At 29.2% G+C, this 22,189-nt stretch carries 20 protein-coding genes; all 20 read left to right on the top strand.

Annotated elements, in window-relative coordinates; translation table 11 throughout:
• Window positions 1-2 precede the first annotated feature (2 nt).
• The 20 genes from FNW38_RS01135 (at window position 3) to FNW38_RS01040 (ending at window position 22,179) form a co-directional block, all read left to right on the top strand.
• Window positions 3-953 (top strand): nucleotide-diphospho-sugar transferase, encoded by a 951-nt coding sequence (locus tag FNW38_RS01135; RefSeq protein ID WP_144064359.1) that lies wholly within the window; start codon window positions 3-5, stop codon window positions 951-953.
• Window positions 954-1,211: 258 nt separating this feature from the next.
• Window positions 1,212-2,315 carry a glycosyltransferase family 4 protein gene (locus FNW38_RS01130; RefSeq protein ID WP_144064360.1) on the top strand — a complete coding sequence of 368 codons (1,104 nt, stop codon included), beginning with the start codon at window positions 1,212-1,214 and terminating at the stop codon, window positions 2,313-2,315.
• 58 nt (window positions 2,316-2,373) lie between these two features.
• Entirely contained in the window at window positions 2,374-3,354 is a 981-nt protein-coding gene (locus FNW38_RS01125) for a GDP-mannose 4,6-dehydratase (protein ID WP_144064361.1), read from the top strand.
• 54 nt (window positions 3,355-3,408) lie between these two features.
• On the top strand, window positions 3,409-4,143 hold the full coding sequence (locus FNW38_RS01120; RefSeq protein WP_144064362.1) for a glycosyltransferase family 2 protein: 735 nt from the start codon (window positions 3,409-3,411) through the stop codon (window positions 4,141-4,143).
• Window positions 4,140-5,477, top strand: coding sequence for an O-antigen polymerase (locus FNW38_RS01115; protein ID WP_144064363.1), 1,338 nt, complete (start codon window positions 4,140-4,142; stop codon window positions 5,475-5,477). The genes FNW38_RS01120 and FNW38_RS01115 overlap by 4 nt, the downstream gene beginning before the upstream one ends.
• Window positions 5,461-6,369: a glycosyltransferase family 2 protein gene (locus FNW38_RS01110; protein WP_144064364.1), complete on the top strand. Its 909-nt coding sequence runs from the start codon at window positions 5,461-5,463 to the stop codon at window positions 6,367-6,369. The genes FNW38_RS01115 and FNW38_RS01110 overlap by 17 nt, the downstream gene beginning before the upstream one ends.
• Window positions 6,370-6,716: 347 nt before the next feature.
• Complete coding sequence (locus FNW38_RS01105) at window positions 6,717-7,838, top strand: glycosyltransferase family 4 protein (protein WP_144064365.1); 1,122 nt, start codon at window positions 6,717-6,719, stop codon at window positions 7,836-7,838.
• A gap of 57 nt (window positions 7,839-7,895) precedes the next feature.
• Window positions 7,896-8,735, top strand: coding sequence for a glycosyltransferase (locus FNW38_RS01100; protein WP_144064366.1), 840 nt, complete (start codon window positions 7,896-7,898; stop codon window positions 8,733-8,735).
• Between the two features lie 15 nt (window positions 8,736-8,750).
• The gene (locus tag FNW38_RS01095) at window positions 8,751-9,650 is read left to right on the top strand and encodes an NAD-dependent epimerase/dehydratase family protein (protein ID WP_144064367.1); all 900 of its coding nucleotides are present in this window, start codon (window positions 8,751-8,753) and stop codon (window positions 9,648-9,650) included.
• A gap of 532 nt (window positions 9,651-10,182) precedes the next feature.
• The gene (locus tag FNW38_RS01090) at window positions 10,183-12,183 is read left to right on the top strand and encodes a uridine kinase (RefSeq protein ID WP_144064368.1); all 2,001 of its coding nucleotides are present in this window, start codon (window positions 10,183-10,185) and stop codon (window positions 12,181-12,183) included.
• On the top strand, window positions 12,180-12,860 hold the full coding sequence (locus FNW38_RS01085) for an HAD family hydrolase (protein ID WP_144064369.1): 681 nt from the start codon (window positions 12,180-12,182) through the stop codon (window positions 12,858-12,860). Before FNW38_RS01090 ends, FNW38_RS01085 begins: the two co-directional genes overlap by 4 nt.
• On the top strand, window positions 12,857-13,927 hold the full coding sequence (locus FNW38_RS01080) for a class II aldolase/adducin family protein (RefSeq protein WP_144064370.1): 1,071 nt from the start codon (window positions 12,857-12,859) through the stop codon (window positions 13,925-13,927). The genes FNW38_RS01085 and FNW38_RS01080 overlap by 4 nt, the downstream gene beginning before the upstream one ends.
• 3 nt (window positions 13,928-13,930) lie before the next feature.
• Complete coding sequence (locus FNW38_RS01075) at window positions 13,931-15,577, top strand: NTP transferase domain-containing protein (protein WP_235890122.1); 1,647 nt, start codon at window positions 13,931-13,933, stop codon at window positions 15,575-15,577.
• Window positions 15,574-15,942 carry a GtrA family protein gene (locus tag FNW38_RS01070; protein ID WP_144064371.1) on the top strand — a complete coding sequence of 123 codons (369 nt, stop codon included), beginning with the start codon at window positions 15,574-15,576 and terminating at the stop codon, window positions 15,940-15,942. Before FNW38_RS01075 ends, FNW38_RS01070 begins: the two co-directional genes overlap by 4 nt.
• Window positions 15,939-16,925, top strand: coding sequence for an acyltransferase family protein (locus FNW38_RS01065; protein WP_144064372.1), 987 nt, complete (start codon window positions 15,939-15,941; stop codon window positions 16,923-16,925). The genes FNW38_RS01070 and FNW38_RS01065 overlap by 4 nt, the downstream gene beginning before the upstream one ends.
• Window positions 16,922-18,517: a glycosyltransferase family 39 protein gene (locus FNW38_RS01060; protein ID WP_144064373.1), complete on the top strand. Its 1,596-nt coding sequence runs from the start codon at window positions 16,922-16,924 to the stop codon at window positions 18,515-18,517. The genes FNW38_RS01065 and FNW38_RS01060 overlap by 4 nt, the downstream gene beginning before the upstream one ends.
• Window positions 18,499-19,212 carry a glycosyltransferase family 2 protein gene (locus tag FNW38_RS01055; protein ID WP_144064374.1) on the top strand — a complete coding sequence of 238 codons (714 nt, stop codon included), beginning with the start codon at window positions 18,499-18,501 and terminating at the stop codon, window positions 19,210-19,212. The genes FNW38_RS01060 and FNW38_RS01055 overlap by 19 nt, the downstream gene beginning before the upstream one ends.
• Complete coding sequence (locus FNW38_RS01050) at window positions 19,213-19,800, top strand: PI-PLC domain-containing protein (protein ID WP_144064375.1); 588 nt, start codon at window positions 19,213-19,215, stop codon at window positions 19,798-19,800.
• Window positions 19,801-20,030: 230 nt separating this feature from the next.
• On the top strand, window positions 20,031-21,143 hold the full coding sequence (gene gmd / locus FNW38_RS01045; RefSeq protein WP_144064376.1) for a GDP-mannose 4,6-dehydratase: 1,113 nt from the start codon (window positions 20,031-20,033) through the stop codon (window positions 21,141-21,143).
• A gap of 205 nt (window positions 21,144-21,348) precedes the next feature.
• Window positions 21,349-22,179 carry a BRO-N domain-containing protein gene (locus tag FNW38_RS01040; RefSeq protein ID WP_144064377.1) on the top strand — a complete coding sequence of 277 codons (831 nt, stop codon included), beginning with the start codon at window positions 21,349-21,351 and terminating at the stop codon, window positions 22,177-22,179.
• The last annotated feature ends 10 nt before the right edge of the window (window positions 22,180-22,189 follow it).

The following is a 22,189-nucleotide window of genomic DNA, read 5'->3' as shown; positions in this document are numbered from 1 at the left end:
TTATGTATCAGGTAAAATCACCAATTCTTTTTTTAATATTCAATAGGCCGAAAGAAACTCAATTTCTTTTTAATGCTATAAAACTTGCAAAACCCAAAAAACTCTATGTTGCTGCTGATGGGCCGCGAAATAATGGTAAAGACGAATTGGTATGTAAAGAAACAAAGAGTATTTTAGATCAGGTTGATTGGGAATGCGAGTTAATTACATTATTTAGAAAGGAAAATTTAGGTTGTAAAAAGGCTGTAAGTGAGGCTGTTACTTGGTTTTTTGAAAATGAAGAAGAAGGAATCATTTTAGAAGACGATTGTTTACCTAGTCCTGATTTCTTTAGATTTTGTGATATACAATTAGAACGTTATCGGGATGATGAGAGAGTGGGACATTTATGTGGCTGTAATTTTCAGGACGGGATAAAAAGAGGTGAAGGAGATTATTATTATTCAAAATTGACGCACGTTTGGGGATGGGCGAGTTGGAGAAGAGTATGGGGGAAATATGACCTAAACATGAATGGTTTAGAGAAAGCTAAAGAAAATGATATTTTATCTAGCTTGACCGATAATGAGTTTAATAAAAAATCCATTTATGAAGCATTTTTAAGAACCAAGCGGGGGGAGATTAATACTTGGGATTATCAATATTTCTTTTCTAATATGGTAAATGGTCGTTTGTCCATAATACCGAATTACAATTTGATTAGTAATATCGGTTTTAATGAAGATGGGACGCATACTTTTGATTCTAATAGTCCTATGTCGAATGTTGCATTTAGCGAATTACCCATCGAGTTGGTTCATCCAAAATTTACTTATCAAAACCGTATAGCTGATAAATATACACTAGAAAAAGAAATGCCCTCTCTTACCGAAATAAGAAAGAACAAGGTTCGTAAATTGATAAAGGATATATTAATTAATCTGAAATTATATCAGCAAAAAAATAAAAATTAGATCCTGATTTAGCGTAGGAAAAAAACACTTCAGTTCAAGGTTTTATTATGCAGTGTAAAGTTACAATGTTAAAGATTTTGGGGAGTATATAAAACATTTTTTTATTTTAATACTAATCCGGGGCTAATTTTCGATAGAAGCCATCAAAGAGAAAGGGCAAGAATATATCATTAAAACTAGTTGTGGTCAACCGCTTTATAATTTATTTAATTTTTAACTAGCTGAGGTATAAAAAGTCAGCACGAGCATTAACAAAAAATGAAAATATTATACGATCATCAGATATTCACAGCTCAACAATATGGTGGTATTTCACGCTATTTCTTTGAATTGATAAAAAGATTTGAAGGTGTCGAAAAGAGTTGCGAAGTAGCAACACTTTTTTCTGATAACGCCTATTATAACAAGGAAGTTAATCCTAAAGTAAAACCTTTTTTTTTAGACAAAAACTTTAGAGGAAAAGGCAGGATAGTGAAACAAGTGAATGAGAAAATTAGTAATTATAAAATTACAAAAGGAGATTTCGATGTTTTTCATCCCACTTATTATGACGATTATTTCCTCAAAAGAATAAAAGGGAAGCCTTTTGTGGTTACTTTTTATGATATGATACACGAAAAATTTTCGAGTCAATTTGATATTTTAAAGTCGGACACCACGATTTTTGACAATAAGAGACGTTTACTTGAACATTCGAGTAAAATAATAGCAATATCCGAAACTACAAAGAATGATATTGTAGAACTTTTTGATGTTGACAAGTCAAAAATTGATGTCGTTTATTTGGGAAACTCTCTTGAGAATTTTAACATTGGAAACAGACGATTTGTTGAAGATGATTATATTTTGTTTGTCGGGAATAGAGGAACATATAAAAATTTCGATTTTTTTGTATCTGCTGTGGCAGACTTGTTGATAAAGAATGATTTGAAATTAATTTGTGCTGGTGGTGGTGATTTTTCTATTCAGGAACAAACTTTGTTAAAGTCATTAAATTTAGAGAATTATGTTGTTTTTAAAAAAATAATAAATGATGATGTATTATCAAATTATTATACTCACGCATTGTTTTTTGTATTCCCTAGTTTGTATGAGGGCTTCGGAATCCCCGTATTAGAAGCATTTGCCTGTGGCTGCCCGGCTTTATTGAGCAATGGTGGTTCACTACCCGAAGTAGGAGGAGATGCAGCTGTTTATTTTGATCCAACTGATATTGAATCTTTGAAAAGAACAACAAACGAATTGATAAATAATCAATCTTTGAGACACAAACTTAAAGAAAAAGGCAGTGTGAGATTAAATGAATTTTCATGGGATAAGACTTTTCAAGAGACCTTTGAGGTATATAAAACTGTAATATAGAAAAAATTTAAAAAATACACACAGAATTAATATGTTTTGTTTTGTGGGATCAAGAAATATGAATAAAATAAATTTAAAAACGGCGTTTATTACTGGCATCAGTGGACAAGATGGGGCCTACCTTTCTAAATTATTATTAGAGAAAGGATATAAAATAATTGGGATTACCAGAAATAATCATTCAGATAGTTTTGAGAAATTGAAGTCTCTCAAAATTGATGAGCGTATAGTGATGGAAGAATGTGATTTGCTTGATATTTCCAGTGTAATCGCTTTGATAGATAAATACTTACCTGATGAAATTTATAATTTGGCAGCACAAAGTTCGGTTGGTCAGTCCTTTAAGCAGCCTATAGGAACCATTAATTTTAATATTATTTCGGTGTTGAACTTATTAGAAGCTATACGGTTGATGAAACCAGATGTTAGATTTTATCAGGCATCAAGTAGTGAGATGTACGGAAAAGTATCAAATTTACCTGTAAGCATAAATACTCCGATGCATCCATTAAGTCCTTATGCGATTTCTAAAGCTTCGGCACACTGGACTGTGGTCAATTATCGTGAGTCTTACGGTCTATATGCTTGTAATGGAGTTTTATTCAATCATGAGTCTTATTTGAGGTCATCCGGTTTTTTTGTTAAAAAAGTCCTGCACGAAAGTGTTAGAAACAAATACAATCCTAATTGGATTTTGAAAGTTGGTAATATTGATATTAAAAGGGATTTTGGTTATTCCCCAAATTATGTAGAAGCCATGTGGTTAATGCTTCAATGCGAAAATGCAGATGATTTTATTATCTGTTCTGGAACAAGCATAACTCTTAGGTCTATAATTGAGTATATATTCGGCAGATTGAATATTTCATTAGATAGGCTATTGATTGATACGGATTTGATGAGACCTACGGAAATTGAAGATATATACGGCGATAATACTCCAGCAAAAACAAAATTGGGTTGGAAGTACGAGCTCGACTTTTATGCAGTATTAGATATATTGATTGCAGAAGAGTTGAAGGAATTTGAACTAAAATAATTCATCTTTGCAATAATTAAAAAAAATTATAATTTATTAAGAATATATTTTAGAATGAATAATATAAAGTCTCCACTTATCTCAATTATTACTGTGTCTTATAATGCTGCGTGGACTATAGAAGAAACCATTTTGAGCGTCATCAATCAAAATTTTGTTAATTACGAATATATCATTGTGGATGGTGGCAGTACCGATGGTACTGTAGATATTATAAAAAAGTATCAACACAAAATCACACTTTGGATTTCGGAACCAGATAAAGGAATTTATGACGCGATGAATAAAGGCGTTAAAATGGTAAAAGGGAGGTTTGTATATTTTTTGGGGGGAGATGATGTATTTATAAACAATTTTGTTTTGGGGAAAACTAGTGATTTTTTGATTGATGTGAATAAAGTCTATTATGGAAATGTAATTTTTAAAAAGCGGAATGTGCTCTATGATGGTAAATTTAATTCAATAAAGATTGTTACAAGAAACATTAGTCATCAAAGCATATTTTATCCAAGAAATGTTTTTAATGAGTTAAACTATAATACTAAATACAAAATTTATGCAGATTATGATTTGAATTTGAAATTATTTAATCATGTTTTTTTTAGGTTTAATTATATTCCTGTTACTGTTGCATTGTTTAACGATGAAGGTGGTGCTTCTGGATCCAATGCGTTGGACATAAATTTTGAGGCTGATAGATTAAATATTATAAAGGATAATTTCTCGTATTTAGTTTTTCTGTATAGATTTTTTAGAACAAAATTTGCAAATTTTTTGAAAAAAAGATGAATAATTATGAATTTTATGAAGAAGTTTTGGATAATATTAATTTGTTTTTTGGCATTTTAATTTGTTCTTTTATCCTACATTATTTACTATTTCGTAAACAAGTAAAATCCTTCTTTGATCCCTATTTTTTAGCCGTCATTTCTTCAGTGTTTTGTTTTACAGATGTTTTGTTTTTGTTTATTGTTAATAAAATTTCAACGTATCTGCTATCTAGTTATGTTTTAACACAGGTTGGCTTTGTTTTAGGTTTTTATACTTTTAAGATTAAAAAGAAAATTCTTTCCGGGGACGATAAAAAAAATTATATTGAAAAAGTTAATTCCAGAAATGTAATTGCATTTTATTTTTTTTCTTTCATCTATTTATTTAACCAATGTTTAATTTATAAATTAAAAGGGATTCCACTATTTATGGAATCATATTTGGAAACATTTGCTAGTGGAGGTGGTTCTGGCGTCTTAGGAAGAGTTTCAGATGTGACATCAATAATTGGTTTGTATAGTTTTTTTTTAGTGATTAAAATCGACAAATTTAGAATTAGTGAAATCCCTAAATATATAATCCTTGTGTTGTATTTTGTTACTTTCTTTTTGAGTGGGAGTAAAAGTGTATTTTTTCTCGTTTTTACTGTTTTTTGGTGTCATATTGCTTTTTTAAAGACTAAAAAGGGGAACTATGAAATGTATTCAATGTTATTGAAAAATAATATGAAATTTATTTTAGGATTCACTTTAGTTTTTTTACTAATCATTATTTATACTCAAACCTCAATTCATACTGAAAACATTGAGGACAGGGCTAATCCACTCTTTGGATTATTATTAAGATTTGTTCACAGTGGAGATATCTATTGGTATGCATATCCGAATAATGTCTATCTGCAAATACCAAATAATCAATGGTTTGCAGCATTATTTAATGATACTTTAGGTTTTTTAAGAATTATGGATTGGAAAGATTTACCGCAAGTAATAGGAATTACTTTTAAGAATATTCATCATCCTAGTGATATACCTTCTGGACCAAATGGTCGTCATAATGTTTTTGGATTGATTTATTTTGGTTTTTTTGGGAGCATACTTTTTTCTTATTGTATAGGTTTAATCTTAAGCTTTATCCGAAATAAATTATCTCTCTTTCTTAGTAATAATTTTTTTGGAGGTGCAGTATTTACTTATTTGATAACTAAGTCGGCCGCTTTAGACTCAGATCCGATGTTGACAATAACTTATTTTAACAATGTAATTTTTATTTTTTCAATCTTGTATTTTTTATATTTAATATTAATTGAGTTTTTAAAAATAAATCCTAATAATTATGAAAAAAAAATTTAGTATTATTATCCCTTTCTATAAAGGGGAATGTTTTTATCCGTTATTAATTGAATCCATTAAAAAGGCAATATTAGTTTGTCAACAAGATTTAATTTCGCTTGAAGTTATAACTATTATAGACTCCATGGAATCAAGTTTTGATACGGTCAATAAGTTAGCATTGGATTGTTTTATTGGGATGGAAAATGTTAATATTGTGACATTGAAAAACGAAAAAAATATTGGGGTTGCGAGAACTAGAAATAAAGCAATTACTATTTCTACAGGTGATTATCTTCATATTATTGATCAAGATGATTCTGTTTTTGAGAAGTTTTATCTAGATTTAATTCCGTTGTTAGATTATTATAACTTTGTCTTAAGTAATGGAATAGTTTGCTACACAAATAAAAAATATAATTCTCATAAGCTTTATTATTTAACGCCAAGAATTTCTGTTACAGGTTTGTTGAAAAGAGATTTTATACATTCTCCAGGGCAGATTGTATTTCTTAAAAAATTATTAAAAAACAATCTTTTTCCTGAACCAAAGGACTATAAAGGTGCAGACGATAGGTTTTTTTGGCTAAGACTATTTATGGAGAATATGAAAAGTATAAAACCAGTTTACATTGCAAATCCAAATTTTATTTCTAACATGCATGATAATAATTATAGTAATGATCAGATTAATCTTAGAAAGAGTTCTCTAGAGATTTGGAATTTTTTTAAAAAAGAAGTTGATGGTTTTAACTATAATAAATTAATAGACAATGATATTATTAGAATTAAATTTATGTTAAAAGAACAATTGTCATTTTATAATTATATAAAAGGTGGGCGGCTTAATCTAATTTATTTTTTAGGATTAAATAAGGTTTTGAGATATGCAAAAAAGAGAAAAATATGGTAGCAAAAATAAACTGATAAAAAGAACTTTCTTTTTTACATTAACCTAAAAAATAAAACAGAATTATATGTTTAATATCTTAGATAATTAGAAAGGGTTTTAAGTATTTTGAATATGATAAGTATTTGCTGGCCTGGCCGCCTTGAAATTTGATCTGGATTTTAAGGACTTAATATAGAGATTGTATTTTAATAATAATTTGGTCAATTCTTAAAAGGCGAAAGAAAAAAGAAAAAGCGTTTCTACTAAACATGAAGAATTATAATTATTCAATTAATCTCTCGTGGAGAAGCTAAAAAAAACATTTTTGAGATTTAATGATAATACTTGATATAAAAATCTAAATAGAGATGAAATTATATGTTAATTTGATAAATTTTAATTCAGATAAACTTGCTGGAGTTGGTTATTTTTTTAAAAGAATAATTAGTAATATTGATTTTGAAGAAGAGAAATGGAAGATTTTTGACGAAATAATTCTTTTATCGAATTGTAAAATTGATCTTTTAAACTTGTTTAGCGTAAAAAATTCTGACAAAATACGAGTAGTTAAATTGCCTTTTGTGCATAATATTCTATTTAGAATTTTATTTGAACAATTAATTCTCCCTTTCTGTTTAATTAAGAATAGAAATGTTTTTTATTCGCCAACACCGTCAGTTCCGCTTTTCGCAAAAATTGTTAGTAAGAATATTTTTTTAATTTCAACTATTCATGATATGATCCCGTTTAAGATAGAAAATAAATATTCTTTTTTAAGGAGTGTTTATATAAAAATATTATCAAAAAAATCGGCTCAAATTAGCGACAGAGTAATTACCGTTTCTGAATTTTCTAAGCAAGACATTGCTGTAATTGCGAATATAGAACCATCTAAAATTGATGTTGTTTATAATTTTATTCCAGAATTTAAACACACAATTGATCATAATTCGTTACCTTATTTTATAACTGTTTGTACCATTGAACCAGGGAAAAATATCGAAAACATGATTATTGGTTTTAGTAAATTTATAAAAGAAAATAGAGATCATGATTTTTACAAGTATAAAATAGTAGGACAATTTGGATGGAATTATAATTCGATAATCTCATTGGCGAAAAGTTTAGGGATAGAAGATAAAGTCGAATTTACAGGATATCTAAGTGATAGCGAAAAGAATAAACTACTCGAAAATTGTACAGGTATGATTTATTTAAGCATGTATGAAGGGTTTGGGATTCCTCCTTTGGAAGCAATGTATTTTGATAAAATTTCTATTGTTTCAAATACTTCATCTTTACCTGAAGTTGTAGGTGATGCAGGGATTATTCAAGATCCTAATGATACAGACCTTTTAGCAAACAATCTTAAAAGGTTAATAGATAATTCAGAGGATTTTAAAATTAATATTAAAAGGCAATTAAGTAAGTTTAAACCTGAAGACCAAATTTTAAAGTTTAGCAATATTATTATTTCTTCATCATTTTAGACTCGTATTTTGTTGAGAGATTTCTGTATTGTGGTCAGTTTTAAAGTATAAATAAATATGTTAATAAAAGCCAAAAAATTTTCAGTGTTAATGTCTATTTATTTCAGAGAAAGCCCAGTCAATTTTAGACAATCTTTGGAATCGATAGTTAACCAAACTTTAGTTCCAAATGAAATAGTCTTAATTAAAGATGGTCTTTTAACCGAAAGCCTCGAGGAGGTGCTGAATGAATATATTTTGAATTTTCCAAATCTTTTTAAAATCATATCTCTTCCAGTAAATAAAGGATTAGGAAACGCATTATCAATAGGTGTTAAAGAATGTTCTTATGAGCTAGTAGCAAGGATGGATACGGATGATATCTGTGTTTTAAATCGTTTTGAAAAGCAAGTAGAATTTTTTAATAATAATCCAAATATTGATTTAGTTGGCACTAATGTTGAGGAATTTAATGTTGAGCCTGGTGATTTAAAAAGATTTAGAAAAATGCCTGAATCGGGTGAGCCGCTTTTAAAATATTCTAAATTTAGAAACCCTGTAAATCATCCAACGGTTATGTTTCGTATTGCTAAAGTATTGGAAGCGGGTAATTATAATGGAGAAATATTGCTGTTTGAAGATTTTTCATTATTTATTAGAATGCTGCAAAAAGGTGCGTCTTTTCATAATATTCAGGAAAATCTCTTACATTTTAGAACTGGTTTAGGAATAGATGTTATTAAAAGACGAAGTGGCTTGTTTTATGTTAAAAATGAATGGAAATTTGCATTATTATCATTAAAAATAGGAAATTTAAATTTTTTCGAATGGTTGTTTTATGTATCTACAAAATTGCCACTCCGTTTATTGCCATCAAAAGTTATTTTATTTGTTTATAATCAGTTTTTAAGACATTAGTTTGTAATTTATAACATGGAAAAATTATTAACAGGGGCAAATGGCTTTTTGGGAAAAGTAATTTTTAAGGAGCTAGGAAATAATCATAAAATTAAAAGTTTGTCAAGAACTTCTGGAGATTACCAAGTTTTATTAGAAAATGAAATTCCTAATTTTAAGCAAAAATTTGATGTCGTAATCCATTCAGCAGGAAAGGCACATAGTATTCCAAGAACAGTAGAAGAAAAAAAGGAATTTCATGATGTTAATGTTTTAGGGACACTAAACTTATTGCAAGGATTAGAAAAAGTTGGAATTCCTGAACAATTCGTTTTTATAAGTTCGGTTTCGGTATATGGTCAAGAAAGTGGTGTTAATATTAATGAAGATCATCCACTTGAAGCCAAAGACCCTTATGGATTAAGTAAAATTGAAGCGGAAGAAATATTAAAAAAATGGTGCAAACAACATAATGTGATTTATACTATTTTGCGTTTACCATTATTGGTCGGAGAAAATCCACCCGGAAATCTTGGAGCAATGTTAAAAGCAATAAATAAAGGGTACTATTTTAATATTGGAGGAGGTAAAACCCGAAAAAGTATGGTGTTGGCTAAGGATGTGGCTATATTCCTTCCAGTTGTTTCTTCTGTAGGTGGTATTTATAATCTTACGGATGGTTTTCATCCTAATTTTTATGAATTGAGTACAGCAATTTCTTTAACTAAAAATAAAAAGATGCTTTTTAATTTGCCTTTGCTCCTTGCTAAAATAATCGGTTATTTTGGTGACCTAGTAGGTGAAAAAGCACTTGTAAATTCTTTGAAAATAAAAAAAATCACTTCAGCCTTGACATTTGATGATTCAAAAGCGAGAGAGTTATTAGGATGGAATCCGGAACCTGTTTTGGACTTTTTAAAGAAGAACGCTATTTGATGATGTGCTAATGTTACCTAGGCCAAATTAATAGCCCAAGTCGGAGAATATTTCCATTTATCTTAAAATTTAGAAGTTGCAAAGCATGCGGAGGATTTGCGATGAGTAATAAAAAATAATGAAGGTATTGAAATAGGTTGCATGTTTCTTTAAAGAAAAAGGTTAATGAGAATTTTGGGTCGTTTGGGAAATAATTGCTGTTTTTTCAATGTATTTTTGTAGAATAGACATCAGAAATTTATAATAATACTCGAAACATGCTTGCTTAAAAGGTTGTTAATTTGCTGGTTTTGGGTCATTATTTATATGATAAAATAGTAAGTTTTTATCAATATTATTTGGTGATTTTTATTTATAATCAATTAGCCAACAATTGCTTATTTTGTGGTTTTAACGAAAATATTTTTTTTATAAAAACATAGCTGTTTGTTAAATTTCTAATCTTAGGGTCTTATAATGTGGTATAAATAGAATGTTTGCAAGCTTTATTGAGGAATAAGTGTTTGTAAAGTATTACAAAAATTAATGTTAAATGATTTCAATGAAATATAAGTTTAAAGTTATTTTATCAATAAAAGTTATTATACTATTTGTGTTTTCTTCGGAGTACAGTAGTTTACTGTTTCACCCTTTTGTAAATTCTTTTATAGATAATGGTTTGAAAAATCCGTGGCAGTTTTATTTTGAACATAATTTGAATTTGGATTCATTTCCATATCACCCATTAATGCTATTTATTTTATGTCCATTTGCAGCTTTGAGCAGCTTACTACATTTTGAAACTTTATTTAAGCTACCACTACTGTTTGCAGACTTAGGAATTTTATATGTATTGCTCAAATCTTTTCCAAATAAAGAAAAAAGTGTTTACCTGTTTTATTTTTTAAATCCAATTATTATATATGCAATCTATATCCACTCTCAACTTGATATAATACCTACTGCAATATTGTTATATGCAATTTATTTGCTCATGGTTAATAAGTTCAACTATTCTTCTTTAGTGTTTGGATTGGCTTTAGCAACAAAAATTCATATTATTATTGCATTACCATTAATATTTTTTTATTTATATAAAATTAAAAACATTAGAGTTGCGCTTAAATATATAGCAGTTGCATTAACTATATTTTTATTATTTGATCTTCCATTTTTATTTTCTGATGGATTTATTCAAATGGTGCTTTTAAATCCAAAACAGTCCTTGCTGTTTGATTCATTTTATAATATTGGATCAGTGAATATTTTACTCCCAATAGCTGCTATTTTAATGATTTATCTTCACTTTTTCAATCAAGAGAAAGTGAATCATGATTTACTTTATTTTTATTTTGGAATTCTATTTACTGCCACTATATTTTTTATATATTCTGGTTCTGCATGGTATGTATGGATGATTCCTTTTGTTTCGATGTATTTTATTCAAAACAATAATAAGAAAAGTAGATTGCTTTACATTAGCTTTTCAGTTGTATATTTGGTGTTTTTTATTTTCTTTTATAAAAGTGAGTACAGAGACATTTTATTTTTAGGTAATAAAATAAATATAAAAATACATAATGAGAGATTAGCTGATATTTCGTTTACATTATTGGAAGTAACTCTTGTTGCCATAATGTATGCGTTTTATAAGTATGGAATCAAAAGCAATTCTATTTATAAAAAACAATTAAACTTAATAATTGGTATCGGTGGCGATAGCGGAGTTGGGAAAACGACACTTTTGAATAATTTGCAAAATTTATTAGGGGATAAACTACTTCAAATTGAAGGAGACGGAGAACATAAATGGGAAAGAGGAGATGAAAATTGGAACAAATTTACACATCTTGATCCCAAAGCAAATCATATACACAAACAATCAGAAGCAATATTTAGCTTAAAACATAATGAAACCATATTTCGAAGTGAATACGAACATAGTGATGGTAAATTTTCAAAACCAAAAAAAGTTAAACCAAAAGAATTCATAGTTATAGCCGGCTTACATCCTTTTTATTTACCCAAACTGAGAAAAAATATAGATTTTAAAATTTATATTGATACAGACGAAACTTTAAGAAGACATTGGAAAATCATAAGGGACACTAAAAAAAGAGGCTATAGCACTCAGAGGATATTAGAGCAAATTGAAACAAGAATGGAAGATGCGGGAAAATATATTTATCCTCAAAAAGAGTTTGCTGATATGATTATTAAATATTATCCAGTCAATAGGTTTAATTTAGGAGAAGAAAAAGAAAAAGTAATTTTAGGTCTAAAAATTACTTTTGATGCGAATATACATATTGAAGATATTTTGAATAAATTAAATTGTCCACTTACATGGGATTATAATGATGATTTAAAGTCTCAATATATTGAAATTGAAAACAGGCCTCACGTAAATTTTGAAGGTATAGCGTTGAATTCTATTGAAAACATAAAGGAGATAATAGCTTCAGATATTAAATGGGAAAGTGGTTATGAAGGTTTGATTCAATTAATATCGTTAAAAATGATAAGTGAAAAATTAAAAGAGAACAATAAATGAGATATAAAGGAATACTATTAGATATTGATAACACTCTCTATGATTACAATATTACTCACACTATTGCAAAAAATAATGTACTAAAATATTGTGTAGAAGAATTTAGTTTATCAAAAACTGAGATTAATATCGCTTACGAAAAAGCAAGAAAAAAAGTTCATGTAGAACTCGCTGAAACTGCAGCCTCACATAATAGACTCTTGTATTTTCAAAAAATGTTAGAAATCCTCAAATTAAATTCTTTAAAGTACAGTTTTGAAATTTACAACATTTATTGGGACAGTTTCCTGGAAGCTTTAATTCCATTTGATGGAATATATGATTTACTTGAGAAGTATGAAAATAAAATTTGTTTAGTTACTGACCTTACAGCTCATATACAATTCCGTAAAATAAAAAAAATAGAGATTGAGAAATATTGTAATAATATAGTTACAAGTGAAGAGGTGGGGCGAGAAAAACCTCATCCTTATATGTTTATGTTAGCGCTTCAAAAACTAGATTTAAGACCCAATGAAGTTTGCATGATAGGAGACAACTTTAAAAAAGATATTATAGGTGCAACAAGTTTAGGAATAGAATCTATTTGGTATAATCATGAAGATAAAATCGAGAATTATGATAGTGTACTTATAAAAGAAGTGAGGAATTTTAAAGATATTATAGAATTACTATGAGTGAAATAAAAGATTTTGTTGAAATATCAAAGTATGCTGGAGAGAGGCTTGATTTAGTTCAAGCTGCCGGTGGAAATAGTTCTGTTAAATTTGATAATGGTGAGATGCTTATTAAGGCATCCGGATTTTTACTGAGTGATGTAAATCAAAAGACCGGGTATTCAAGAGTTCTGACATCTCCAGTCGCTGCTATTGTCAAGAATAAAGACATTATTAGCACTTCAGATAAACGCCAAAGGGAATCTTTAACAGCACAACTTTTAAAAGAGTCAACTATAGATAAACAAAACCGTCCTTCAATTGAAACATTGCTTCATTCACTACTACTGAAATACACACTTCATACTCATTCAATAGTAGTAAATATGGTGGTTGCACAGAATAATTGGAAAAATATATTAAAATTGATCTTTGAAGAAGAGAAAATAGCTTATGTTGGATATGAAACTCCGGGTATTGAACTAGCGATTTCTTTAGATAAAGAATTGCAAAGGTTTGATAAAATTCCTAATATAATAATTTTGCAAAACCACGGTTTGATTGTGACATCTGATAAAAAGGATGATATTAAAATTTTCACAGAATATGTTTTAGAAAAGATAGAAAAGTACCTCAATATCGATATGAGAAGATACAAATTCACAAATGATATCAGTCGTTTATTTGATAACCTCTCTGACGAATCAAATATATCATACTTGTGTGAGGACATGTTTTTAAATGAACAATTGCAAAAAAACGAAAAGTTATTTTCTAATACTCCTTTTTGTCCTGATACTTTTGTTTATTGTAGTTTTTCTCCAGTTAAAATAATAAACCTATCAGATACCAAAAGTTTAGAGGATTATAAAATAAAGAATCATGAATTACCAAAGGTAGTTCTCTATGACGGTAATCTGTTTTTTAGAGGTTCAACTTTAAAGAAAGCAAAAGAAATAGAAGAAGTTTTTAAATTCCACATTATGGTTTTGGCGCAAAACGATAATAAAAATTTAAATTTTTTAGAGATAGACGAATTGGCTTACCTTTCAAATTGGGAAGCAGAGAAATATAGACAAAAATTATAAACTATGCACATAATAATACCAATGTCAGGAATTGGCAACAGATTTATAGAAGCTGGATACAATGATCCAAAACCATTAATTGTAATTGATGGGAAGCCAATTATTGAGCATGTTTGTGATCTCTTTTCAGGGGAGACAAAGTTTACATTTATTTGCAATTCTAAACATTTGGCTGAGACAAATATTAGGGAAATTTTATTAAAAATTAAACCAAATGCAAATATAGTTGAAATAGCAAATCATAAAAAGGGTCCAGTTTATGCTGTTAGCCTAGTTGAAGATTTAATAGAAGATGAAGAAGAAGTTATAGTCAATTATTGTGATTTTGGTACCTATTGGGATTATGATGATTTTTTGAAACATACAAGAAATAGAGATGCAGATGGCGCAATTCCATCCTATAAAAGATTTCATCCTCATATGTTAGGCAAGACTAACTATGCTTTTATGAGAGATGATAAACAATGGATGCTAGAAATAAAAGAGAAAGAACCATTTACAAATAATAGAATGAACGAGTATGCTTCAAACGGTACTTATTATTTTAAAAAAGGGAAATATGTAAAAAAATATTTCAGCGATCTTATGCAAAAGGATATAAATTTAAATGGAGAATACTATGTCTCACTTATTTATAATCTTATGTTTCTAGATGGATTAAAAGTATCTATTTATGAAGTTCAACATATGCTTCAATGGGGAACTCCACAAGATGTTGAGGAGTATAATAGTTGGTCAAAATATTTTAGAAACGCTTGCAATGAAACATTAAAAGTCAAAGCAAAAGATAATAGTATTACATTAATTCCTTTGGCAGGTCGTGGAAGTAGATTTTCAATAGCGGGTTATGATGACCCAAAACCTCTCATCCAAGTTAGTGGTAAACCTATGATTGTGCAAGCTGCAAATTCAATTCCAAGGAGTCAAAATCATATATTCGTAACACTAAAGGAACACTTGGATAGTTATCCATTAGAAGAAGTTTTAGAAAATGAATTTCCAAGTTCTAAAATAATAGCAATTAATGAAGTAACAGAAGGTCAGGCGATTACTTGTGGTTTGGGTTTGGAAGGTGTAGATACAGATTCCTCACTGCTTATAGCTGCTACTGATAATGGTATGATTTATAACAAAGAAAAATATCAAAATTTAATTGAAGTTGAAAATGTAGATGCAATTATTTTTACATTTAGACATCACGTATCCAGTAAAATTAATCCTCAAATGTATGGTTGGGTAAAAACGGATGATAACGACAATGCAACTGCAGTCTCAGTTAAGGTTCCTATTTCTGACAATCCTTACAATGATCATGCAATTGTTGGAGCATTTTATTTTAAAAAAGCAGCATACTTCAATAGAGCGTTACAGAATCTTTTAGATAAAAATATAAGAATAAACGGGGAGTATTATGTTGATAGCTTGATGGGAGAGCTAATTGAACTTGGCTTTAAGGTGAAAGTTTTTGAGATAGACGATTACATTTGTTGGGGCACTCCAAATGATTATGAAACATTTGTTTATTGGCAAAGTTTTTTTCACAAAGCATCTTGGCATCCCTATAGTTTAGAAAAAGATATAACGGTAGGAAAAGATAAAGTAGAAAAACTAGATAAGAAATATTGCACTTTTGAACAAGAGTACAGATGAGTAAAACACAAAAAGAATTAAAAAGATTTTTGGTAGCTGGATTAAGCGCAGTAAGCACTGATTTTGGGATATACTATATTCTGCTAAATTTTTTCTCGACTGGAGTATCAAAAGCAATATCTTTTCTATTAGGTACAATTGTGGCTTATGTAATAAATAAATATTGGACTTTTGAAAAACATGAAAAATCGTATAAAGAAATTATTAGGTTCGGAATACTATACAGCCTCACTCTTGGAGTAAATGTTATTACAAATAAGATAGTTTTAGAGAATGTAAATATAATTTTTTTAGCTTTTTTTGTAGCTACGGGAGTAAGTACAGTGCTAAATTTTATAGGTCAGAAATTTTGGGTGTTTAAATGAAAAGAGATTTTAACTTAGATTTTTTAAAAGGGTTTTTAATAATTCTGGTTGTTTATGGGCATATTCCGTTTGAATTTTTTTCAATCGAGAAATCATCACTCTTGTCAAATATAGGTTCACTTATCTATTTTTTTCATATGCCGCTTTTTTTTACAGTGTCAGCTTTATTTATAAAGAGTAGTTATGATTGGCTCATAAAAAGAGCTTCTTTGATTTTGGCACCTTATCTATTCTGGTTTTTTTATGGAAACAGAAGAATATTTATAGAAAATACAGATGTTTTTTTTGGAAAATTATTTATGGGTAATTGGCATTCTATAGAATCCGTTCTTTGGTTTTTACCAGCACTCTTTTCTTTAAATGTATTGGTTTTCTTGTTTTATAAAGGAACGGGTTTATTTAAAAGTATTTTGTTTATGGGTTCGCTATTAACATTTGTTTTTGCAAATAAAATTATAGTAGTACATAATTTGATACCATTTGGATTGGATGTCGCTTTATATATTTTCTTATTGACATATTTTATAAGATTCACATATGAAAATAAAAATTTGATAGAAAAGTTTAATATACCATTGCTAATGATAATGACTATAATATCTTTTTTGCTTTTATTTCAATTAGAGCCAATTAAAACACACACCCAGTGGCATTCTAGGGTTGATTTGGCACAATTTTCTGTGCCGACTACAATCGTTGGATACATTTCTTTTATGATTTTAAATATCTCAATTTTTATTTTATTTTTAAAAATAAAATCTAATCATATGCTTGCATTTATTGGCACATACTCTTTTCCAATTTTCTTAATGCACTTAATGATTTTATACCGATTACCCATGTTATTTAAATTTGATAATTTAGTTTCAAATTTGTTGTTTATGGTAATAACTTTTATACTGTCAATTACAGTTCCTATTGTTGTATCAAGAGTTTTAATGAGAATAAGTGACAAGTTCAAATATATAGGTCTAGTCAAATGAAAAAAATAGTACCAATAACATGCTTGTTAATAATAGTATTTCTTGTTTTGGCATTCATAAATTATAGATATTTAAATATAGGTTTCTTAAGTATTTATAGCATCGATGAATATGCTTTTCATGGTAGCTTGCTAAATATGTATGAAGGGTTAATAGCACATGACATTAAAAAGCTGTTCTCTTTTGGTTTTTATAGTTATGGTTTTGGATTTTTCTTTTTAAATCTTTTAGCAACTGCTCCTTTTATTGCAACAGATAATATTGAAATGAGTATTTATATTCCAAGAATAATCACTTCTCTTTTTGCCGTTGGTTCTTTTGGATTTATTTATAAGATAGCTAGACTGTACGTTGATAAATACTCTTCTGTTTTAATTTCTTTAGTTGTATTGACAATGCCTGGATTTTGGAAAAATGCTATGTGGTTTCATCCTGATTGGATGATGACATTTTTCATTATTTTATCTATATATCTGTTTGGAAAAGATGATTGGAATTTTAAAAAATATTTCTGGTGGGCGAGTATAGCTTTAGGCTTTGCATTCGCAACAAAGATACAAGCTATAACATTTTTACCTTTTGTTTTTATATACGTTTTTTATGATAATTTCAAGTTTAAGAACTTTGATGCGGTAAAATTTAAAATTAAGATGTTAACTAAGTTTGTGGCTTTATTAATCGCCACATTTATAATTTCTAATCCGTATTTGATTCACCCAGCTGGATTGAGAGCTTTTGCAAAGAGCTTTGTTTTAAACATGAAATCGAACGCTACGAATCATGGCCTAGACGTTAAAGTAACTATTGGAGATAAAATCGCTAATGCGATTGATTCATACTACTTAAACACTTTTCTTTTCCTTTTTCTTTTTTTCTTTTCAATTTTTGTTTTTCTTTTAATTTTTAATAAAGAAAAGAGAAAATCAATATTAAATGTGATAGGCGCGTATTTTATAATAAATATTTTCTATTTGTTTTTAATGGTAAATAAAGATTGGCAACATTATTATTTGACTGTATTTATTGTTGCCCCATTACTTTTATTGGTTTTTGTTGATAAATTATCTAAATATAAATACTATTTGATCAGTGGAATAATTTTATTGCAAATAGGAACCCATTTATTAGAATATAAAAAGATATTTACTACCGGTTATCATCCGGAATATGAGATGACAGTTGCCAAACAAAATGAAATGAGCAATATAATAATAAATGATTTAAAATTTGTAATACATAAAAAATCAAATATATTGATAAGCCCATATCAGCCTTTTGATTATAGAAGCTTGGGATTAAATTATAATAATATTAGTATTATCTATGGTCCTATTTCAAAAGAAATGTTCGATTTAGATTCTTTTTTGAAAATATCCAAATCCAATGATCAATCAAAATTTAAACAAATTGATTTTATTATATTATCTAAGAATGATGTCTATTTTGTTAAAGAAAAATTGAAAAAAAGAGTTGATATTGATGGGTATAAAAAAGCGGTCAAAATAATCGAAAATTTTGATAAAAGGGGTGATTTGGGTTATGAAAAATTTTCAGAAAATAAATACTTTTATATATGGAGACAGAAAAAATAAAACTATCAATAATAGTACCTTGTTATAATGAGGAAAAAAATATACCTCTAATTTTAGAAAAATTTAATGAAGTTATAAAAACAGACGATATTGAAGTTGTTTTAGTAGATAATGGTTCAACGGATAAAAGTGAAAAAGTTTTTAATAGACTAGTTCCTAATTATTTTTTTGCAAAAGTTGTAAAAGTAGAAGTAAACCAGGGATATGGTTTTGGTATCTCTTCAGGGCTCAAAGAAGCAAGGGGTGAGTTTATAGGTTACACTCATGCTGATATGCAAACAGACCCAACAGACGTAGTAAAAGCATTTGAAATTGTCGTAAAACAGATTAATCCTAAAAATTGCTATGTAAAAGGTGACAGAAAGGGGAGGACGTTTTTTGATCAATTTTTTACAATAGGGATGAGTACATTTGAGACTATGTATTTGCGAACTCCACTATGGGACATCAATGCACAACCAAATATATTTCATAGAAGTTTTTTTGAGAGTTTAAATAATATTCCAAAAGACTTTTCTCTTGATTTGTATTTACTCTATATGGCAAAAAAAAGAGGTCTTGAACTTGTCCGATTCGAGGTGGTTTTTCCTCCTCGAATTCATGGTCAATCAAGTTGGAATAAAGGATTTGCTTCAAAATGGAAGTTTATCAAAAGAACAATTGATTTTAGTACAAAGTTAAAAAAAGAGCTGTAAATGGAATTTATTGCACACAGAATTAATACAGTAGAGGAGTTGAAAAATGTCCCGAATGTATACGGTGTTGAAATTGATTTAAGAGATTTTGGAAATAGGTTAATACTTCAGCATGATCCATTTAAAGATGGGGAAGATTTTGAAGAATATCTTAAACACTATAATCATGGGACCATGATATTAAATATTAAAAGTGAAAGAATCGAGTACAAAGTTTTGGAGTTGATTCAACAATATAATATTAAAAAATATTTTTTTCTTGACAGCTCATTTCCGATGATATATCAGCTTTCAGGACAGGGTGATAAAAACATTGCTTTAAGATTTTCTGAGTTTGAAGGAATGGATACAATTTTAAATATGAAAGGAAAAATTGAATGGATATGGGTAGATTGTTTTACATACTTGCCAATTGACAACAATATTTTTCGTATTTTAAAAGAAAATGGGTTTAAGCTATGTCTAGTTTCTCCGGAACTTCAGCAACAAAATGAAAAAATTGAAGAGTATAAAAAATATTTAAATAATCATGGAATCCTATTTGATGCCATTTGTACCAAAACTTATAATATTCGAAAATGGGAATAGATATTTAAGTAGTAGTGCACAAGATAATATGCCATTGGGAACACAAAGGTATGACCTAATTTACCATAAATATCTGAAGGTTTACAAACTGTTATCAGAGAATTATTTGATAAGCATTTCTCGTTGAGAAAGAGGAGGGGCTGTTAAAGACTTTTTGCTCGTTTAGAATATTGAAATAACCATAAAAAATCATAAGAACCAATTAAAATTATCATATTAAAATCATAAGCATGAAAATAGCCCTTATTACAGGAATTACAGGTCAAGATGGAGCGTATCTGGCAGATTTATTATTGAAAAAAGGATATGAAGTTCACGGGATAAAACGCCGTAGTTCGTTATTTAATACAGATCGTATCGATCATTTGTATCAAGATCCACATGAAAAAAACGTGCGTTTCAAATTGCATTACGGAGATTTGAGTGATTCTACGAATTTAATTCGTATAATTCAAGAAGTAAAACCAGATGAAATTTACAATTTAGGAGCGATGAGTCATGTAAAAGTGAGTTTTGATACTCCAGAATATACCGCTAATGCGGATGGTATTGGTACCTTACGTTTGTTGGAGGCGATGCGAATCCTAGGTTTGACAAAAAAGACGAAGATTTATCAAGCTTCGACTTCAGAATTGTATGGTTTGGTTCAAGCTGTACCACAATCGGAAACTACACCTTTTTACCCTCGTTCGCCTTATGCGGTTGCCAAAATGTACGCCTATTGGATTACGGTGAATTATAGGGAAGCTTATGGTATGTTTGCTTGTAATGGGATTTTATTTAATCATGAAAGTCCGTTACGTGGGGAAACTTTTGTAACTCGAAAAATTACCAGAGCGGTATCTAAAATGGCATTAGGATTACAAGATAATTTGTTTCTAGGAAACCTGGATGCACGCCGTGACTGGGGACATGCCAAAGATTATGTTGAAGCGATGTGGTTGATTTTGCAACAAGAGGAACCGGAAGATTATGTGATTGCTACTGGCGTTACTACTACTGTTCGTGATTTTGTGCGTATGTCTTTTTCTGAGGTTGGTATTGCTGTTGAATTCAAAGGAGAAGGAGTGGATGAAAAAGGATATGTGGTTTCTTGCTCCAATCCTGATTATCAAATTGAAATAGGAAAAGAAGTAGTGGCAGTAGATCCTAAATATTTCCGTCCTACCGAAGTCGATTTGTTAATTGGTGATCCAACCAAATCCAATACTAAATTAGGATGGAAGCCTAAATATGATTTGCCTATGTTAGTCAAAGAAATGATGGCATCGGATGTGGAGCATTTCCAAAAAGAAAAAATGCTTAAAGAGGCGGGTTATTTTATTAAGAATCAGTTTGAGTAAATAGGAGAAAGTGTTCAGTGATCAGTTTTCGAGTGATCAGTCACAGTTTTCAAGTTTGGCTTGTCATTGCTTCGAAAGTTTGTATCGATAACTATCAGTAATCGGGGGCGTAAAGAAATTCATACTAATCATAGTAGAATCATAATAGTAAACCAATATATTTGACCATCATACTTTGTAAATGTAAAATTTTAAATTTTCGGTTATGACAAAACGCCAAGCATTGCAGTTGTTTGAAGACAAAAAAGTAAGGACTCTTTGGGATGCAGAACAAGAAAAATGGTATTTCTCAATTGTGGATGCTATTGAGGTTTTGACTGGTAGTTCTATTCCCAAAAGGTATTGGTCGGATTTAAAAAAGAAACTTTCTAAAGAGGGAAGTCAGTTGTACGATACTATCGTACAACTGAAAATGAAATCTTCGGATGGGAAATATTATAAAACAGATGTTGCGGATACCGAACAACTTTTTAGGCTGATACAATCCATACCTTCGCCAAAGGCGGAACCGTTCAAACTTTGGCTGGCACAAATAGCTTCGGAACGCTTGGACGAGATGCAAGATCCAGAATTAACTATCGACCGTGCGTTAGAGCAATATTTGCAATTAGGGTATTCTGAAAATTGGATTAATCAGCGGCTGAAAAGTATTGAAATACGCAAAGAACTGACTGATGAGTGGAAAAGCAGAGGATTAAAAGAAGGAATGCAATTTGCCACACTGACCGATATCATTTCCAAGGCATGGTCAGATAAAACTACTAAAGAGTATAAAATTTTGAAGGGATTGAAAAAAGAAAACCTGAGAGATAATATGACTAATACGGAATTGATTTTGAATATGCTTGCGGAGGCTTCTACTAAAGATATTTCGCAAGCCGTAAATCCAGAAACGTTTGAGGAAAGTAAAAAAGTCGCTCAACAAGGAGGTAATGTTGCCAAAGTGGCTCTCCAAGAATTGGAAGCTAGAACAGGTAAAAAAGTTGTAACAGGATTGAATGCAAAAGAGGTTTTGCAAGATAAAAATAAAAAATAGAAATTTTAAA

It is taken from the genome of Flavobacterium gawalongense (assembly GCF_007097265.1).
Lineage (GTDB): Bacteria > Bacteroidota > Bacteroidia > Flavobacteriales > Flavobacteriaceae > Flavobacterium > Flavobacterium gawalongense.
The sequence above is the reverse complement of the archived record's forward strand: the minus strand, read 5'-3'. Positions and strand labels throughout refer to the sequence as shown.

Excerpts from the sequence above, each read along its gene's own strand:
- FNW38_RS01135 (WP_144064359.1), top strand. The coding sequence starts at position 3 with ATGTATCAGGTAAAATCACCAATTCTTTTTTTAATATTCAATAGGCCG.
- FNW38_RS01130 (WP_144064360.1), top strand. The coding sequence starts at position 1,212 with ATGAAAATATTATACGATCATCAGATATTCACAGCTCAACAATATGGT.
- FNW38_RS01125 (WP_144064361.1), top strand. The coding sequence starts at position 2,374 with ATGAATAAAATAAATTTAAAAACGGCGTTTATTACTGGCATCAGTGGA.
- FNW38_RS01120 (WP_144064362.1), top strand. The coding sequence starts at position 3,409 with ATGAATAATATAAAGTCTCCACTTATCTCAATTATTACTGTGTCTTAT.
- FNW38_RS01115 (WP_144064363.1), top strand. The coding sequence starts at position 4,140 with ATGAATAATTATGAATTTTATGAAGAAGTTTTGGATAATATTAATTTG.
- FNW38_RS01110 (WP_144064364.1), top strand. The coding sequence starts at position 5,461 with ATGAAAAAAAAATTTAGTATTATTATCCCTTTCTATAAAGGGGAATGT.
- FNW38_RS01105 (WP_144064365.1), top strand. The coding sequence starts at position 6,717 with ATGAAATTATATGTTAATTTGATAAATTTTAATTCAGATAAACTTGCT.
- FNW38_RS01100 (WP_144064366.1), top strand. The coding sequence starts at position 7,896 with ATGTTAATAAAAGCCAAAAAATTTTCAGTGTTAATGTCTATTTATTTC.
- FNW38_RS01095 (WP_144064367.1), top strand. The coding sequence starts at position 8,751 with ATGGAAAAATTATTAACAGGGGCAAATGGCTTTTTGGGAAAAGTAATT.
- FNW38_RS01090 (WP_144064368.1), top strand. The coding sequence starts at position 10,183 with ATGATTTCAATGAAATATAAGTTTAAAGTTATTTTATCAATAAAAGTT.
- FNW38_RS01085 (WP_144064369.1), top strand. The coding sequence starts at position 12,180 with ATGAGATATAAAGGAATACTATTAGATATTGATAACACTCTCTATGAT.
- FNW38_RS01080 (WP_144064370.1), top strand. The coding sequence starts at position 12,857 with ATGAGTGAAATAAAAGATTTTGTTGAAATATCAAAGTATGCTGGAGAG.
- FNW38_RS01075 (WP_235890122.1), top strand. The coding sequence starts at position 13,931 with ATGCACATAATAATACCAATGTCAGGAATTGGCAACAGATTTATAGAA.
- FNW38_RS01070 (WP_144064371.1), top strand. The coding sequence starts at position 15,574 with ATGAGTAAAACACAAAAAGAATTAAAAAGATTTTTGGTAGCTGGATTA.
- FNW38_RS01065 (WP_144064372.1), top strand. The coding sequence starts at position 15,939 with ATGAAAAGAGATTTTAACTTAGATTTTTTAAAAGGGTTTTTAATAATT.
- FNW38_RS01060 (WP_144064373.1), top strand. The coding sequence starts at position 16,922 with ATGAAAAAAATAGTACCAATAACATGCTTGTTAATAATAGTATTTCTT.
- FNW38_RS01055 (WP_144064374.1), top strand. The coding sequence starts at position 18,499 with ATGGAGACAGAAAAAATAAAACTATCAATAATAGTACCTTGTTATAAT.
- FNW38_RS01050 (WP_144064375.1), top strand. The coding sequence starts at position 19,213 with ATGGAATTTATTGCACACAGAATTAATACAGTAGAGGAGTTGAAAAAT.
- gmd (WP_144064376.1), top strand. The coding sequence starts at position 20,031 with ATGAAAATAGCCCTTATTACAGGAATTACAGGTCAAGATGGAGCGTAT.
- FNW38_RS01040 (WP_144064377.1), top strand. The coding sequence starts at position 21,349 with ATGACAAAACGCCAAGCATTGCAGTTGTTTGAAGACAAAAAAGTAAGG.